Annotated in this window: 20 protein-coding genes; 16 read left to right on the forward strand and 4 right to left on the reverse strand. The window is 39.1% G+C overall.

Translation table 11 applies throughout. The features are described 5' to 3' along the window. The first annotated feature begins 60 nt into the window (after positions 1-60). From EHO65_RS11560 to EHO65_RS11600, 9 genes are all read left to right on the forward strand, one after another. Positions 61-759: a hypothetical protein gene (locus EHO65_RS11560; RefSeq protein ID WP_135774438.1), complete on the forward strand. Its 699-nt coding sequence runs from the start codon at positions 61-63 to the stop codon at positions 757-759. 86 nt (positions 760-845) lie between these two features. Beyond that, entirely contained in the window at positions 846-1664 is an 819-nt protein-coding gene (locus tag EHO65_RS11565; protein ID WP_244243513.1) for a hypothetical protein, read from the forward strand. A gap of 606 nt (positions 1665-2270) precedes the next feature. Beyond that, positions 2271-2798, forward strand: a complete 528-nt coding sequence (locus EHO65_RS11570; RefSeq protein ID WP_135774442.1) for an acyl-CoA thioesterase — start codon at positions 2271-2273, stop codon at positions 2796-2798. A 15-nt stretch (positions 2799-2813) separates the two neighbouring features. Next, complete coding sequence (locus tag EHO65_RS11575; protein ID WP_135774444.1) at positions 2814-3326, forward strand: MarR family winged helix-turn-helix transcriptional regulator; 513 nt, start codon at positions 2814-2816, stop codon at positions 3324-3326. A gap of 69 nt (positions 3327-3395) precedes the next feature. After that, positions 3396-3794 (forward strand): MORN repeat-containing protein, encoded by a 399-nt coding sequence (locus EHO65_RS11580; RefSeq protein ID WP_135774446.1) that lies wholly within the window; start codon positions 3396-3398, stop codon positions 3792-3794. A 78-nt stretch (positions 3795-3872) separates the two neighbouring features. Then, the gene (locus EHO65_RS11585) at positions 3873-4463 is read left to right on the forward strand and encodes a glutathione S-transferase family protein (RefSeq protein ID WP_135774448.1); all 591 of its coding nucleotides are present in this window, start codon (positions 3873-3875) and stop codon (positions 4461-4463) included. A gap of 138 nt (positions 4464-4601) precedes the next feature. Next, complete coding sequence (locus EHO65_RS11590) at positions 4602-5129, forward strand: hypothetical protein (protein WP_135774450.1); 528 nt, start codon at positions 4602-4604, stop codon at positions 5127-5129. A gap of 52 nt (positions 5130-5181) precedes the next feature. Next, a complete protein-coding gene (locus EHO65_RS11595; RefSeq protein ID WP_244243514.1) occupies positions 5182-5733 on the forward strand; it encodes an RDD family protein in 552 nt (183 codons plus the stop codon). Between the two features lie 78 nt (positions 5734-5811). Next, entirely contained in the window at positions 5812-6570 is a 759-nt protein-coding gene (locus EHO65_RS11600) for an amidohydrolase family protein (protein WP_135774454.1), read from the forward strand. A gap of 81 nt (positions 6571-6651) precedes the next feature. Here the strand turns inward: EHO65_RS11600 and EHO65_RS11605 are convergent, their stop codons facing one another. Beyond that, on the reverse strand, positions 6652-7626 hold the full coding sequence (locus EHO65_RS11605; protein WP_135774456.1) for an SDR family NAD(P)-dependent oxidoreductase: 975 nt from the start codon (positions 7624-7626) through the stop codon (positions 6652-6654). A gap of 262 nt (positions 7627-7888) precedes the next feature. Here EHO65_RS11605 and EHO65_RS11610 point away from each other — a divergent pair, with 262 nt between their 5' ends. The 6 genes from EHO65_RS11610 to EHO65_RS11635 all read left to right on the forward strand — a co-directional run bounded on the left by EHO65_RS11610 (position 7889) and on the right by EHO65_RS11635 (position 12939). Continuing rightward, entirely contained in the window at positions 7889-8521 is a 633-nt protein-coding gene (locus EHO65_RS11610) for a low molecular weight phosphatase family protein (protein WP_135774458.1), read from the forward strand. Positions 8522-8594: 73 nt separating this feature from the next. Further along, a complete protein-coding gene (map, locus tag EHO65_RS11615; protein ID WP_135774460.1) occupies positions 8595-9341 on the forward strand; it encodes a type I methionyl aminopeptidase in 747 nt (248 codons plus the stop codon). Between the two features lie 4 nt (positions 9342-9345). Continuing rightward, positions 9346-9870 (forward strand): hypothetical protein, encoded by a 525-nt coding sequence (locus tag EHO65_RS11620; protein WP_135774468.1) that lies wholly within the window; start codon positions 9346-9348, stop codon positions 9868-9870. A gap of 9 nt (positions 9871-9879) precedes the next feature. Then, entirely contained in the window at positions 9880-10716 is an 837-nt protein-coding gene (locus EHO65_RS11625) for a bile acid:sodium symporter (RefSeq protein ID WP_135774470.1), read from the forward strand. Continuing rightward, the gene (locus EHO65_RS11630; RefSeq protein WP_244243515.1) at positions 10686-11843 is read left to right on the forward strand and encodes a metallophosphoesterase; all 1158 of its coding nucleotides are present in this window, start codon (positions 10686-10688) and stop codon (positions 11841-11843) included. The genes EHO65_RS11625 and EHO65_RS11630 overlap by 31 nt, the downstream gene beginning before the upstream one ends. A 28-nt stretch (positions 11844-11871) precedes the next feature. Further along, entirely contained in the window at positions 11872-12939 is a 1068-nt protein-coding gene (locus EHO65_RS11635; RefSeq protein WP_135774472.1) for a lipoprotein LipL41, read from the forward strand. A gap of 15 nt (positions 12940-12954) precedes the next feature. Here the strand turns inward: EHO65_RS11635 and ftsZ are convergent, their stop codons facing one another. Genes ftsZ through EHO65_RS11650 form a run of 3 tightly spaced genes read right to left on the reverse strand, consistent with a single transcriptional unit; the run spans position 12955 to position 16127 of the window. Beyond that, a complete protein-coding gene (gene ftsZ, locus EHO65_RS11640) occupies positions 12955-14142 on the reverse strand; it encodes a cell division protein FtsZ (RefSeq protein WP_135774474.1) in 1188 nt (395 codons plus the stop codon). 10 nt (positions 14143-14152) lie between these two features. Next, positions 14153-15379, reverse strand: a complete 1227-nt coding sequence (ftsA, locus tag EHO65_RS11645) for a cell division protein FtsA (protein WP_135774475.1) — start codon at positions 15377-15379, stop codon at positions 14153-14155. A gap of 4 nt (positions 15380-15383) precedes the next feature. Continuing rightward, positions 15384-16127, reverse strand: coding sequence for a cell division protein FtsQ/DivIB (locus EHO65_RS11650; protein ID WP_135774477.1), 744 nt, complete (start codon positions 16125-16127; stop codon positions 15384-15386). Between the two features lie 136 nt (positions 16128-16263). Between EHO65_RS11650 and EHO65_RS11655 the strand changes: the two genes are divergently transcribed. After that, positions 16264-17076, forward strand: a complete 813-nt coding sequence (locus tag EHO65_RS11655) for an MlaD family protein (RefSeq protein WP_135774479.1) — start codon at positions 16264-16266, stop codon at positions 17074-17076. Positions 17077-17099: the final 23 nt, after the last annotated feature.

Genomic DNA, 17099 nt, shown 5'->3' on the forward strand with positions numbered 1-17099 from the left:
GAAAATGATTGCCTTATTTTTTTAAATTCCAATGATTTGGGCCTCATTTTAGAGATTGTAATGTCGGCTCATCTCCCACCACTCGTTCCAATAGTTTTCGGCTCTACGGTATTCGCTATTTTAGGATATTTTTTCTCACTTGTCCTAGGCTCTCGAAAAAATTGGATCGGTTCTTCCTTGATCCTTTTGGCTTTAGCGGCATGGCTTGTGTTACAAGGGATTTTAAGCGGAACTGGATTTTATCTAATTACCGATTCCTTTCCTCCTAGATTTTTGTGTATGGTGGTTCCACCGATCTTGTTCTTGGTTTTACTTTTTATTTTTCCTTCGAGTAGAGCTTGGATGGATCAAATCCCCGGTGAAAATTTAACATACTTACATCTCGCAAGAATTCCGGTTGAACTTGTTTTATACTGGTTAGCAATGTATGGTTGGATGCCGATCAGCATGACATTTGCAGGTTGGAATTTTGATATTCTAATAGGTCTAACTGCTCCGATCGCTGCTTATTTTATTTTGAATAAACCGACATCTTCAAAAAATTGGATTTTGTTTTGGAATATAATAGGACTTTTATTTTTATTGAATATAGTGATCTTAGGGATCTTATCTGCACCTGGGCCTTTTCAAAAATTATCTTTTGAAAGACCGAACACTGCTGTGCTCCAATTTCCATACGTATGGTTACCTTCTTTTATAGTTCCTTCCGTTTTATTTGCTCATCTCGTTTCTATTCGAAGAAGGTTTGTCGCAGGCTGAGTTTGAAATTTTCTTTTCAAAAATTTTATTCTAAATTAGTAATTTTATTTTTTTGCATATTCCTATTCTCTTTCTGTTTTCCGGATATGGTCCGAAAAAAGAAAACCGAAAATAATTGGTTTAAGATAGAGAAAATCTTTTATAAAACGGAACAACGAAAGATCGAGATTTCCCTAAAAGGAACAGTAAAAAATCCTGCTATAGTAGGTTTAGAAGGATTTGAATTGAATGAAAATTCTTCTGATATTTTGTTATTTCAGCAGGAAAAGCCGCTTCCAATCGGATCCGTTCTTCTTAAATTTAAGGTAGAAGTTACCGAAAACAAAGAATGGATACGAAAGGTCGGAACCACTCGCAAGTGGATCCAGATTGTATTAAAAAACGATAACGGGCAGACTACTCACTTACAAACAGAGGTCTCTATCCATGAGTCCGATAAAAAGCAGTTTAGAAAAGATCTTTCCTTGGATGCGGAAGGGGAGTCCATTCGTTTAGATGGAAGAGATTGGAGACTTGTCTCTGATATAGATAGGATAGATCAGGCATTATTACAATATGTTCCCAAGTCAGAATCATTACTATTTTGGAATGAAATGCTTTCTATCCATGTTTATAAAGTGAGAGCTTCTTCTCCTTCCGAAATTTATTCCCTCCTGGAGTCCGGTAAGAAAAAAGAATGTCCGAATATTCTTTGGAATCTTGAATCAGAGAAGTCGGGAAAAATTTCTTATTCTTGGGAACATTCCGGTTGTGGTAATTTGTCTCCTTCTTCTCAGATTGCAAAATTATATAAAGGAGAATTCGGAATTTATAATATTCGATACGATAGAAGGAATAAGATAAATGCCGAAGATAGAAAACGCTGGTCTGAACTGTTGGATCTTCTTCCGTTGAAGTTGGATTGAATTTTTTATTTTACTGTAGGAGTTCCTACATGGGTTAAGGGCGGCCCCCGCCCCTTCGCAGCGACAATAGGAGCGAGAAGACGACCATGTAAGAGTCGGTGATCGCAGATCAAACGAGCGGGCCACTTTGGATACTAGCTCAGTTTAATCGAACGCATTTTTTAAAAAACGGCCCCCGCCCTGCGTTGGGATTGGGGGGAGAGGCTCGTGGGAGAGCTCGCACTCCTATATCATAAATTCCAATTTTCTGCAACCGAATTTTATAATATCTATTGTAGGAGCTCCAACAACGGAATTCCTATTTACAACCCGCGAGAGATCGAACCGGGGTCACAAAAATCGTGAATACGATTTTTTGACCGAAGGTGAGAGCTCGGTCCGAGCCCTTGATGAAAGGCCTCCGGACTATTTTGGGCTCGTTTATTTCCTATTGATCGTTCGCGAGGACGCGGCCAACCCCAAAAACTTTGTAATACTTGTTGGAATTCCAACATGAGAAGGATCATTTTTTGCCTTGACCCAGATTTGAGGAAGTCTAATTCCTGTAATTACACATGTGTAATTACATATATGTAGATGCACATTAATTCTCTTGGGAGATTCGATATGGAATTGACGATTGATAAACCGGTGCTTTCCCCTCATAGTTTTGCTAGGATTCGTTTCCAGGATTGTGATCCTTTTGGGCATTTGAATAATGCAAGGTATATGGATTATTTTTTGGAGGCTCGTTCCGAGCAGTTGAGAGAGACTGCCAATTTTGATTTTTATGAATATGGTTCCAGTTCAGGTAAATCTTGGGTGGTAAGTAAGGTAGAGACTCAATATTTGGAACCGGTCAAACAGAATGATGTGGTGAAAATTGTAACTCGTTTGATCAAGCTGACTCCGGCAACGATCCATAATGAATACTTACTTTTGGATAAGGAAGGTAATCGTTTGAAGGCAGTTTTGAGGGCGCAATTTTCTTTTATTGATCTCCAAAAGGGGCGCCCTGTTCGTCATGACCAAGAGATGATGTCTTTTTTAGGTAGTTTCATATTCGATGAACCTGGTTTGGATGATGCTTCCTTCGAGGAGAGGGTAAAACAGTTGCGGAAACAAGTATCAGAGGGAAAATATTCCCAAGACTAATAGTCTTTTGATCCTATGTCCAAGAAGTCTCAAAATATTACGGCTCGGAAATCTGAAAAATTCCCGAGCAAAGCGGATATGCTTAGCGCAGGTTTAAGTTGTGTGAACTTTAATCTGCGCAGAGCTTCTAGGGCGGTCACACAATTTTATGATAGAGAATTGGAGAAGGCGGGTCTTACTTCTCAAAGATTCAGTTTATTGCATACTTTAGGCGCGACAGAAGGTCTTGGTCTTGCCGAGTTAGCCGACCTTCTCGTTTTAGATAGAACTACTTTGATCCGTAACTTGACTCCTTTGGAAGAGTTGGGCTATGTTGCGGATGTCCCTTCCGAAAATAAAAGAGCTCGAAAAGTTATTTTGACTCAAAAAGGTTTGGAAGCCTTGAGGGTTGCGTATCCTATTTGGGAAGAGGCCCAGGCTACCGTCACGGAAGCTATGGGAGAGGACGATCTAAAAAGATTATTGAAAAGATTGAATTCGATCGTCCGTAAAAGGAATTTTAAAGAATTTTCCAAATCGGAAGATTGAACCAGAATTTTCATTAGTTTATTTTTTCATAATATTGAATTTTAGAGTTTGAGCCGGTTTCTGAAAACCATGAATAAAAATCTTTATCCTATCCTTTTCATTCCTACTGTCCTATTCTGTGCGTACTATTTTTTTTCTCCAAGTTGTGTCTCCGGTGATTGTAAAAACGGGATCGGGACTAAAATTTTGTCAGGATCTTATCGTTACGATGGAAGTTTCCAAAATGGGTTAGCCCATGGTAAAGGAAAACTTGTACTCGGCGGAATAGAATCTTATGATGGGGATTGGAATCGTGGTAATAAAGAAGGAAACGGTATTTATAAATACGCTGATGGAACAATTTATGAAGGTGAGTGGAAATGGAATAAGAGGAATGGCTTCGGCAAATTGACCGACTCGGAAGGAAATTTAATTTTTGAAGGCCAATGGAAGGACGATGGCCAAGTTTTGGTTAATAATTCAAAATGAAATATATTATTTTTTCCATTGCCGATCTTCGCTTAACGTTTAAATTCGTTAGATCTTAAGCCGTTCAGGTGAACTAAAATGAAAGTTTACGGTACTTCTGTTTCCGGGAATTGTTATAAAATTAAACTTCTATTGCATGTATTGAAAATTCCTTATGAATGGATCGAGACCGATACTAGAAAGGGCGAAACCAAAACTCAGGAATTTCTTCTTAAAAACCCGGTAGGTAAAGTTCCTCTTTTGGAATTAGAGTCCGGAGAATTTCTTTCCGAATCTAATGCCATCTTATATTTCTTAGCGAAGAATACTGACTTCTTTCCGGATGATCTTTTGGCCCAGTCCAGGATATTACAATGGATGTTTTTTGAACAATATAGTCATGAACCTTATATTGCGGTCAATCGTTGGTTGATACATTTTCAAAACAAAAAGGATGATCCTAGAATTCCGAGTAATCATACTAAAGGATTAGATGCTCTGAAGATCATGAATGACCATCTTGCCAAAAATCAATTCTTCGGTTCTGAAAATCTGAGCATAGCCGATATCGCTCTCTTTGCATATACACATGTGGCGGAAGAAGGTCAATTTCCTCTTTCTGATTTTTCGAACCTGAGCTCTTGGATCAGAAGGGTAAAAGAGATCCCGGATTTTATTCCGATATACTGAGACCTTAACATCGGAAGGAATATATATCCGGATTGGGAGAAGTGTGTTGGCCTGCTTTTCTAAATTCTCCTTGATTCCTTACTTTTGGTTTTCATATTCTACCGTTAAGATTCGGCCGATCCGATCCCGGCGAAAAAAATGGCGAAATATTCCAATTCCAAGATTTTACTAACGTGTACTGCCGCGGTGATTCTTATCGTTTTAGGAATTTTTCTATATGTTTTCTTTCGGAACGGCTCGGATGTTCCAAACTTTACGGATCGTTTTGAATTTAAAGATCTAACAAGGGCCCAAGCGGAGAAGTTTGGGATCCTCGGTCTTCCAAACGGTGTCTCCGATTATTTTATCAAACGTTGTGGATTTAGGGAATCCTGGGTGGTTTTCTCCAAATACAAGGTAGAAAGTTCCGAGTTTAGGAAAACTATTCTGGAACGATTCAAAAACCATCCTGGTTTAAATCGTAAATTCGATTCTTACCCGAGTGATTGGCCTGAAAATTTTGACCAAGGAAATTGTAGGCCGGATTGGTGGGAGCCTTGTTCTAAAGGTTTTTGGGCGGAAATTTCCAAAGGCCCCGATGTTGTAGCTCATAAAGACGGATTCTATCTCTGTGAAAGCGGTAAAGAACTAAGATGGTTCGTTTTTCATTTTAGAAATATCTTATAATTACTTACTGATGAATAATATATTCGAAAAAATTAATATTGAAGAAAAACATTTGGCATACGCGAGTTTGAGTAGAAGAGTTTATGCTCAGTTTCTGGATTTTTTGATCTTATGTCCTGTTTTGATCCCCCAAATCATGGTCTTCTATTACCACAATAAGATGGTATATGAATTGTTTCCTTTCTACACTGCCTTACATTCCTTACTTTATATCGGATATAGATTCGTAATGCATGCTTTATATGGCCGGACACTTGGCAAGGCATTTGCCGGGATAATCGTGACCGATTCTTGCAAAGGTCGTTTGGGATGGATCCGGTCTTTTATTCGGACTTTGCCTGAGCTCGCCTTGTCTTTAGTAACGATCATGAGTGCTGTATACGATTCCAGGATATTTATGGAACACCAGGCGGAGATGGAGGGGTTACCTTTAGCTGGTGTTCATCGGATTTTGAACAAATGGAATCCTTTAGACAATTTCACCTTTTGGGATTCGATTATATATTATGGGATTTCAGTAATTTATATCTTCTTTTCTCATAAAAGGACCGCATTACACGATCTTTTTGCAGGAACCAGGGTCCTCCGTTATAAAGCAGAATAGGTTTATTATACCGGATCGGAAATTTATTTCCTGTCCACATTCTCTTGACTCATATTCCGTAAATGTTATACTACAAAGATGCGGATCTTCGATTCTCACTTTCATATCATAGATCCAAGATTTCCTTTGGTGCCCAACCATGGCTTTTTGCCCGAGCCTTTTACGGTTTCCGACTATAATAAGCAGGCGGATTGGCTTAGGATCAAGGGTGGCGCTGTTGTTTCCGGTTCTTTCCAGGTATTTGATCAAACTTATCTATTGGATGCACTTTCCATATTAGGAAAAAATTATGTAGGTGTAACGCAACTTCCTGCAAATGTTCAGGATTCTGAAATTTTATCCCTTCATAGATCAGGAGTAAGAGCTGTTCGATTTAATGTAAGAAGGGGAGGTTCTGAGGAAATTTCCAAGATTAAGGAAATGGGTGCCAGGGTTTACGATATAGTCGGCTGGCATGTTGAATTGTATATAGATGCCAAAGAGGTAGATGAATTTTTAGAAGAAGTGTTATTATCACTTCCTAAAGTTTCCATAGATCACTTGGGATTATCCAAAGAAGGTTTTTCTACTATTCTAAGATTGGTGGAAAAAGGTGTAAGAGTAAAGGCCACCGGATTTGGTCGGACCAATATGGACATAAGAACCGCTTTGGTGGCAATCGCAGAGATTAATCCGGACGCTTTAATGTTCGGAACGGATCTTCCTTCTACACGTTCTCCCGCCCCATTTACTGAAGAGGATCTGCATCTTGTAACGGACACGTTCGAAGGTGAGTTATTGCAAAAAGTATTATATTCGAATGCACTTGATTTTTACGGCGTGAACGTAAAAGTATAAGAGCCTGTCCCAAAAGGTCCAGGCTCTTGAAGCCCGTGACTTAGTATCGATTGATAACCTATATTTGGGACGGACTATAAATTATTCTTTTTTAAAGATCCTATCAGCTATTCTTTTTACGATCCAAGAAGGAAATATTTTCGTAGAATAATAATGTGCCTGATTCATAAATCCCGGGACCGACCTTTTGGTTTCGTTTTGGATCGCTTGGAAGGCAACCTTTGCCACATCTTTCGGATCCATCGCGATCGAGTAAGCCAGATTTCCTAAGCCTCCCTTTTTATTTTCTTTATGAATTCCTGCTACTGTTAGAAAATTTGTTTTAGTAGTTCCTGGATATAAGATCCCAAGTTTAACTCCATAAGGAGCAAGTTCCGCTGCTAATGCTTCTGAAAAACTAACTACGTATGCCTTGCTTGCTGCATAAGCTGCCATATAAGAAAGAGGCTGTAAAGAAGCTGTGGATGCAACATTCAAAATAAAACCGTTATTACGTTCTATCATTCTCTTGGAAAATTCATTAGAAAGTCTAGTAACTGCGTTCATGTTAAGTAGAAGCATTGAATCTATTTTTTCAGGAGAAAGTTCCCAAGATTTTCCCCAAAGCCCGAATCCTGCATTATTGACTAGGACATTTACTTCTAACTTTAATTTGGAGACCCATTTTAAAATTTTAGGAACACTATCAGTCTTGGTTAGATCCGCTTCTAAGGTCTCTAATTTTCCGGAAGAGTTGATCTCTTTACATTCTTTTTGAAGAAGTTTGAATTCTTCTTTAGAAACACTGACTACTAATACGTTATAACCTTGTTTGTATAATAAGATAGAAAGTTCTTTGCCAATCCCGGAAGATCCTCCGGTGACTAAGACCGTTTTTGAAAAATCAGTTTTTTTGATTTCTGCTAAAATCTGATTTAGTATGGTTAATAAATCATAGATCTTATTTAAGAAATTTGGTTCTTCAACGTGAGAGCCTAAGGTGTCTGCGATTCCTTTGGACTCATCCTGTAGCCAAGTTAAAGAGCTAACATCTTTATATAGAAAGCCGCGTTTCATTTTATCAAGAACCATCAAATCTCTTTCATAACCGCTCTTCGAATAAAGAGCTTTGTGGTCTTTAATTTTTCGGCTAATATAATTGTGCAGCTCGTTTGCTTTTCGTATATATGTTTCCAAATCTACTTTTTTCTTCTTTAGCAACATTATGAGTCCTTTTCGATTTCGCAATAGATCCCTGATGATCTGAAATTTGTCAAAGCCTTTCAAAATCCGAAAAATCTAGCTTGCTCCATAGAATAAGGAACTTAATGTTTTCGGGATGTCTCCTTTATTCCAGCCTTTAAAAACATATTTGGATACGAAACTTTCTCTGATCGATAAAATCCCTAAGGAAAGAAAGTCGGTGCTTTCTTCATTCGCCGAATTTATTTTACAATCTTTTGAGACCAAACAAAAAGCGAATTTAGTTTTTATATGTACTCATAATTCGAGAAGGAGTCAGATTGCTCAGGCATTCGCAGCATGTATTCCTCACTATTTTGATTTTCCCGGAGTAAAATCTTTTTCAGGTGGAACAAGTATCACTGAGTTACATCCAAATGCGGAGAAGGCTTTAGAGACTTGCGGATTTCGTTTGGAAAACCAAGGACCTCCTCGTAATCCTAAATATTCAATTTGGTGGGCAGATGGAACTCCTCCTCTGATTGCATATTCTAAAAAATTCCAAGATGCTCCGAATCCTTCGTCTGAGTTTATTGCGGTTTTAGTTTGTTCACAAGCGGACGAATCTTGTCCTTATGTTCCAGGAGCAGAAGCAAGAATTTCTCTTCCTTTCGAAGATCCTAAATCAGCAGACGATTCCGAAAATCCTTTGGAGAAATATTTAGAAACCTGTGATCAGATCGCTTCTGAACTTCTTTATACTTTCCGGGAAGTAAAACAGAAACTTTAGATTCTTTCTATTCTTGTTGGAATTCCTACATTTATCGTTTGCCATCTAATTTCTCTCTGTAGAATTCATATTTATGACGGTTCGTAATAAAGAAGATCTGGAAGCATTACAAAGGATTGGCAAGATCACTGCCGAGACTTTGGTCAAAATGAGAGAAGCCGCTAAACCAGGTATTAGCACCAAAGAGTTGGATCGTATTGCGCATTCATATTTTTCTAAGTTCGGAGCAAGAAGTGCTCCTCAACTAATGTATAAATTTCCCGGATACACTTGTATCAGTTTGAATACTGAGATCGCCCACGGAATTCCAAACAATCGTATCTTAAAAGAAGGAGACCTCCTGAATCTGGATGTTTCTTTGGAGTTGAACGGTTATTTTGCAGACACAGGTTTTACTCTGATCGTTGGAAAAGATGATAAAGGTCTAAGTAGACTTTTGGATGTTTCTTCTGAAGCGCTAAAACTTGCTCTTGCAGGTGTGAAGACCGGTGAAAAACTAAATTCTATCGGAAGAACGATTGAGAGTACAGCAAAGAATAATGGATTTAAAGTGATCCGCACGTTATGTGGACATGGAGTAGGAAAATCTCTTCATGAAGAACCATTCGATATTTGTAATTATTACGAACCAAGAGATAAACGAATTCTTAAATCGGGACAGGTTATTGCAGTGGAAACTTTTGTTTCGACTGGCGCGGAAGACTTTGTAGAACAATCAGACGGATGGACCTTAAAAACTCCTGACGGTTCTTTTACTGCCCAGTTTGAACATTCAGTAGTTGTTACTGAACGTGGACCAATTATCTTAACAGCGGCATAAAAAAATGATCACTATAATTTTAAACATACTTCCTATTCTGATATTCATTCTGGTATTTACTATTGCCCTATGGGATAGAAAACAAAAGGAAACGTTTTCTAAAAAATATTTTGGCTCTTTCTTCCCTGCAATTTTATCAGGAGAATTAAAGTCGGATCTAAACTCTGCTTCTTCTCAATTTGGAAATGCAGGGTATGCTGTTCAGAAGGAAGGAGATAAACTTCTTTTTCAGAATGCTTCTCAACTGGCAAAACATAGGAACTGGTTATGGTCTTTCGGTTATGCTAAGAAGACGGAGAACGGATCCATCCAGTATAAATTATTCATTAATTTAGGTGCCGTGCTCACTGTGCCTGCTGCTTTGTTTGTAGTAGCATTCTATGGAATGTTAGTGCAGAATAATATTCCCAAAGGGCAAGTTTCTATTGCGCCTTACTTTTTCCTTGGATTCGCATTTTTCTTTGCGATCTCTAGTTTTATTTCTCAAACGATCAAAGAGAGAAGTTTCCTTAAGAAAAATCTTTCTTAAAATTAGAAAATGTTAATACGGATCGTACTTATTCTTCTTTCCCTTTCCTCTATGTACGGTTTGGGATTGAGGATTGAAAAAAAAGAATTGGGCTCTTGGTCCAAATTTGTTCCGTTCCTAATATTCGCATTCTTTTGGAATTTCGGGATACTCCCCGTTTCCGTATTTTTTACAGGAAAACTTTTAGGAGTACCTGGACTTGCATTTGCGGCAATTTTCCTTTGTGCTGCTTCTCCAGGAGGAGCTTCCGGAGGACTGTTTGTATTAAGAGCAAAAGGGAATCCGGCGTTAGGTGGAATGTTGATCGCATCATTGAATGGAGCGAATACTATTCTGACTCCTTTGATATTTTCTATCTATCAAGGAGGTTCAGGATTTAATTTCGATCTTTTCCTAAAACTTTTTTTGATAGGAACATTCTTACAAGGTTTACCTCTTCTTCTCGGACTCTTAAGTAAATATTTCTTCCCTAAATATTTCGATCCGATTGCTCCTTGGGTAGAAAGATTTAGCACATTCTGTTTGGTATTATCTATTTTACTTTTGATCTTTCAATATGGAGAATATGCATTGAGTCTAGGTTGGATTGTTTGGATCGGCGCTACTGTTGCAGTAGGACTTTCTCTTCTTCCCGGGCTATTTTTATTTAATTCTACGCGAGAAGTCAGGGCTTCCTTGTCCATGGTTTCCGGGATCAGAAGTTTGTCCTTGGCTTTACTTCTTGCAGAACTTCATCTTAAACAAAGTGAAACATTACTTACTGTTCTTATGTATGGAACGGTAATGTATTTAATTAGTGCGATTGCTGCGGAATTTTGGAATGGAAAGAAGAAGATCCAAACATGAATTTTTATTTGAACACATACTCTAAATCTAATTTTATAATAGATGTTCTGGTAATTATTACGTTTACTTTATTTCTCTTGGTATTCTTGGGAAATAAGAGAAAGTTTATCTTCTCTGAAAAATGGGATCTAAGCTTTTATAAAAGAATTTTAATTCTTATATTGATCTATCTGCTTTTTGCGGCTATGGTTCCTTTCTTTTTGGACGTAAGTTCTTTTATTCGAGTTAGGATCGCATGGACAGTTTTGACGATCGCTTTACCTCTATTCGGTCTCCTTCATTTTGCATTTTCCAAAAGAATCATTTTCCTATTTACTTCAATCTTTCTAATTTGTATCAAATTTTATTCCGAAGTTTGGGAACCGAATCATCTGGATGTGGAACGTATCCAAATTCGATCTGATAAGATAGTTTCTCCTATCAAAATTGTACACATCTCTGATCTGCAAACGGATGATATTAGAGATCTGCACTTAGAAGTTAGAGAAGAAGCAAATCGTTTCCAGCCGGATCTGATCTTATTTACCGGAGATGTGATGAATCATGCCTCCTTATATCCGATCGTCACCTCTTATCTAAAAGAATTTAAATATAATAATGGATTCTTCTTTGTTACTGGCGATGTGGATCATATCTTACGTTATACAGATTTTTCTTCTAAAACTGGATCGGTTCTTTGGGACCGAAAATCGAAGGTTATCCAAGTTGGAAATAATAAGATCGGTTTGATAGGATTAGGTTTACCCGATTATAAAAACAAAACCTTGATTTGGAGTTTGAGAAGGGAAATCCCCGAGGATATTTATTCCATCCTGATCAGTCATTATCCTGATTCTGTTCTTCATCAACCGAATGAAAAAGTGGATCTGATCTTAGCAGGGCATACCCATGGGGGGCAGGTCCAAGTTCCATTTTTTGGTCCAATCTTAACTCTTTCCCGAGTTCCTCGTTATATTGCAGCTGGGGGATTGAACGCTTACGAAAATACTGATATTATAGTCAGTAGAGGTTTAGGGGCAGAAGGTCATGTGGCGCCAAGAATTCGATTTGGAGCAAGGCCTCATCTGATTTTGTTGGAACTCCTGCCTGCGAATTCTTCTAAAGAAACCGTAAAAAACGGGATCTAAAATTTACTTAAAAAGGGTCCGATCCGATATGAGGCTCACGTTAGTCTTTCTATTCTGTTTGCTTGCGACTTTTATTACCTGTCAATCCGTAACCATAGAATATCCTATGTATCCTCCTACAAAAGAAGGAAGGGACTTAAAACAATTCTTAAACGGGGTAAAAACCATCGCGTTCGTTTTAGAACCTATGAACTCCGAAATATGGAATTATGAAAGTAATCGATCTTTCGTTCTTATGGTTCCCGGGAAAATTTATGAAAACCTTTCTCAAGATTCTTTTTTTAAAATTTTAGATCTGAAAGATAGAGTGGATGTTATTGAAGAAAAAGATCTTACTTTAGAAGGAATTCAAAAGAACAGAAAGAAGATCGAAAAGATATTGGATGCAGATGTTGTCTTATATGTTTCCGTAAAACAACCGGAATCCCAATGTTATGTAGAAACTAAAATGGATTATATTGCGTTAGGAATGGCGGTCCTCCGAGTAGCTGCGGGAGCTAAAAATAGCGAAGATCGTGCGAGAATAGTCGCTGCAATAGCAAATGATCCGATCATGAAACCCACAGGTGTGCGAAAAGTTTATATTCCGCTAGAAGCGAATTTGATCCGAACAGATTCTGGGGAAATGATGAAGACTATTCTCAGTAAACCTTCTATCATATATAATGGAGTAGGGGACGTTAGTTGTCCTAGTATGCTTCCTTCTCTTTCCACTGCTTTAGATGAATCAATTTCTGAAATACAAAGGAGGCTTTCTCCTAAAGCGGAGTCGGAAGATATTTCTATTTTTACCGAAGATGAAAATCCAGAAGTAGAAGCTCTTCTTCTGGAAGGATACGAAGAGATTACCGGAGAAAATCCGAACTTCCAAAGAGCTAAGAGCGCCTGGGAGAAAGCAGACTTAAAAGCAAAGGGAAAATCTTGGGCAGCAAAAGCGAATTTAGCTACGTATTATTTTTCAGAAGGTGACTACCAAAAGGCAGTTCAATTTTACGATGAGGCAATCCGTTTAGGAAGTCCGGAAGATGATTATCTCAAAGAGCTAAAAGAGTTAATGACGACTCATCCGATTGAAGAAGAGGCAAAAGAAGAATAAAGCAAAGGAGAGATTTTACCCTCTCCCTTTTTCTCCTCTTCTTAAAAAAGCCGGAATATCATAATCTTCTTTCATATTTCCGGAAGGGTTTTTGGACTTGAGAGTTCTATAATTTTCAGGGTCATTACTAATTCTCTCCGGTTCCGTTTTGAAACTTGGACGAGGTTCTTCCATTTCAGGAAGTCCTACCACTTTTCTTTGGGGTTGGGATTGTAATTTAGGAACAGATCCGATACCTGCAGCTCTTTTGTTAAATCCAGTTGCGATTACAGTGATACGTATTCTTTTTTCAAGATCTGCATCTTCGGTTAAACCAATGATGATATTTGCATTGGGATCTACTTGAGAAGTGATGATCTGAGATACTTCGTTCCAGTCTGAAATAGTAAGATCAGTTCCGCCTGTGACGTTGATCAAAAGGGAAGTGGCTCCTGCAATAGAACGAGAATCTAATAAAGCGTTATCAATGGCAAAGTTCACAGCTTCGGAGACTTTATTTTCTCCGTAACCTTCTCCCACTCCCATGACTGCATCACCGGTATCTCTCATGATCGCTTTTACATCTGCAAAGTCTACATTGATGATTCCAGGATTATTAACGATATCGCTGATCCCTCTCACTGCGTTCAAAAGAATATCATCTATCACTCTGAATGCTTGGTCGATCGGAGTATCTCTTTCTACTACTTGGAAGATGGACTCATTATTCACTAAAATTAAAGTATCAACATAAGAACGAAGTTGTTCCACACCTCTTTTGGCGAGTTCCATCCTTCTTTTTCCTTCGAAAGAGAATGGAATGGTGACCACGCCGACTACTAGGCATTTCTGTTCTTTGGCAATTTTAGCGACAATAGGTGCAGCACCAGTTCCGGTTCCGCCTCCCATCCCAGCAGTTACAAAAACCATGTCTGCACCTTGGATGACGGATACGATTTTCTCTCTGTCTTCTTCTGCAGCTCTTGCGCCTAGTTCGGGATCTCCACCGGCACCCATTCCTCTTGTGGTTTTTGAACCTAATGCGATCTTACTTTCTATCTCGGAACGTTTTAATACCTGTTCGTCGGTATTCATGATAACGTATTCCACTCCTCTTAGGCTGGAATTCGCCATTCTTGCGACTGCGTTCATTCCGCCGCCGCCAATTCCTAGAACTTTAATAATAGCAGGGTTTGATTTTTCTTCTTCTTCGAAACGTAACATGATCACTCCCTTAGAGGTTTTCCTCTATCCATCTCCGAATTTTTTTGCCCCAGGTTTCGCTTCTATCCTGGGATTTTCTTTCCATGTCCCCTAATCTGGAGGCGTATTTGATAAGTCCGACTGCAGTAGCAAATTCAGGAGAAGAAACCCTTTCCGAAAGTCCGGAAAGTCCCGCAGGTCTTGCTCGAGTTACCGTTAGACGAAATACATCTTCTGCCAAACTTTCTATTCCTTCGAGAAGGCTTCCTCCGCCTGTAAGGATGACTCCACCCGCGAGAAAGGATTTTTTTCCGGACTTGGTGAGTTCCGCATCCACCATCTCGAAAATTTCTCTCATACGAGGTTCGATTACATGGACTAATTCTTCTCGTAGAACAGCTCTAGCAGGTCTTCCGCTGATTGGTGGGATCTCTACAGTTTCAGTAGGATCTATTTCTTCTAAAGAACAATGGCCGAATCTTTTTTTCACAAGTTCTGCGGTTTCGATCGTTGTTTTTAGACCGATAGAAAGATCAGAAGTAACATTATATCCACCGAACGGGATGACGGAAGAATAAGCGATCCCTCCATCCACATAAACGATCAGATCGCAGATTCCCGCGCCTATATCTAATACGGCGGTGCCAAGATCTTTTTCTCCGGAAGTTAAAACCGCATCGGAAGAGGCTAAGCTAGAAAGAACTCTTGTCTCTTCCGCCAAACCAGCTGCTTCAATACATTTTTCTAAATTATGAAGTGCTGTTAGACCTGCTGTGACTATATGCACTTCTGCTTCTAAACGAACTCCTGTCATTCCGATCGGGTCCTTGATAGAAGTTTGGTCGTCTACAGAGAATTCTTTAGAAAGTACATGCAAAATTTCTTGGTCGGCAGGGACTCGAACTGCTTGTGCAGCTTCTATCACTCGAACTATATCAGGCTCTGTTACAACTCTGTCTCTGTTTGTGATTGCAACAACTCCTTTGGAGTTATCTGCACGAACCGATTTACCTGTTACATTCACGACAACATAGCCGATCTCTTGGCCACACATGAGTTCCGCTTCGCTCACTGCTTCTATAATGGAACGAGTGGTTGCTTCTATATTTATAATGGATCCGTTTTTGATCCCGGAAGAAGGGAACATTCCAGTTCCTATAATTTCAGTTTCATATTCGGAGATAGGACGTCCTACCACCACTTTTGTAAGTGCTGATCCTAGATCCAGAGAGACTATGATTCTTTCGGAAGATTCCATATTCTTAATGGTAGACCGCGTCTTCTCCTCGTATATCCACGAGTTTAGGGCGGACTTTTTCTTTTTCAAGATATGCTAATACAGCATATAATTTTCTGACCTGTTCCGTTTGGAATAAGGTCCCGACTTGCACGCGGACAGAAAGAGGAGTGTCCGTATAAACAAAAATTTCCCCATCCTCATGTAAGGAGACTTCTGAGATGCGAGTTTTTAATGCCGGATAAGAACGAAATGCATTCTCGACGGAAGTATGAAGATCTTTGAATGCGGCACCGACTACTTCTCCTTTTTCTCTTGGAAATGTTCCCGAAAGTACTGTGAGTCCTTGGCTTCTAACATCGTCCATGGAAAGTATCTTAAGTTCCGGATCTATTTCGAAAAGATGACCATCTGAGTTCACGAGATAGCTCGGCTTTCTTTCGGTGATCTCTACCAGCAATTGGTCGTCCGTTTTTTTTTCCAAGTGAGCGGATTTGATTCTGGGATGTGAGGTAAGTCGGTGTTCCATTTGGCCGAGGTCGTAATTTTCGAAAGAGGTTCCCGGTTGGATACCCATGATCTGAACTATTTCTTCCGTTCTAAGAGTTTCGTGTCCTGTCAGTATGAGTTTATTCAACTCCTGGGGAAGGGTCCCCTTCCTAAATCCCCAGCCTAGAGTGCTCGCCAATAGAAAGAGGAAGGCCAGAAGCCACCAACTCGTTCTTTTTTGAACGGATTCTTTCAAAAAGTCAATTATATTATGTCTCATAGGCGTTTTGAGAGGGTTTTTTCTTCCTTTCCCTTAGAATTATCGGGAAATTCTCCAAAATTTCGCCCATCTATTTTTGATTTAGCGGGATTTAGTTGATACGAATCCAAAGCCGAAGTTTCTAATAGAAGAAAGTATGAAATTCCCGATCCCTTCTCCCATTCATCTAGGTTTCGTTTTCTTTTGTGCTTTTTTCGTACTCTTATATCAATCAGTGATTGAACGAGCTGGTTCAGAAGAAGATTATCCTTATACTTTAAAAATTTATTATCCTAAGTCGCAAGGGATTCGCCCTGGAACTCCGGTCAGCATTTTAGGATTGGAGAGAGGGATCGTTCGAGATGTAGATGTTGTCGGGATAGAAGAAGTTCCTGACAAAAGATTTTTGGATAAGAACAGGACCAAGGCAGTTGAGATCACTATCCGTCTCGCAGAACCGATTACATTATATTCTAACTACGATATCAGTTTTAGGACAGCTACTGTACTTTCTGGAAGGACCATAGATATCAATCCAGGAAACGCGGAAGAAGATTCCAAGCAGGCATTCTTCAGACCGACATATAAGGAAGAAGATGATTTTCGTCCCGACTTTGCTCCTTCTGCCAAATACTATGATGACTTTTTTGCGGCATCCACAGGTGTGATCCGAGAGAACAAAGAAGATATTAATATGATGTTTGGGAACTTAGAAGAGATCTCTTACAAACTCAAGAGTAGTAACGGTTCTATTCCAAGGTTTATCAATGATCCGGATACCTATGATAATCTGGCTGAGACATTAACCGATATGAGAATTTTAGGGGACGATGCCAGAAGGTACGTAGAAGGATATCGCAAGATGGAGAGAAGTGCTCCTATTCCGTTCTCGATCAATCTTTATAGAAGAACTACTCTTATCGGAGATATTTCCAGCGATTTCTATTTGGATCGATTGAAACCTCCTTGAAAAGGCGGGGACAAACTAAGCTA

Origin of the sequence: Leptospira andrefontaineae (assembly GCF_004770105.1) — a bacterium.
GTDB classification, from domain to species: Bacteria; Spirochaetota; Leptospiria; order Leptospirales; family Leptospiraceae; genus Leptospira_B; species Leptospira_B andrefontaineae.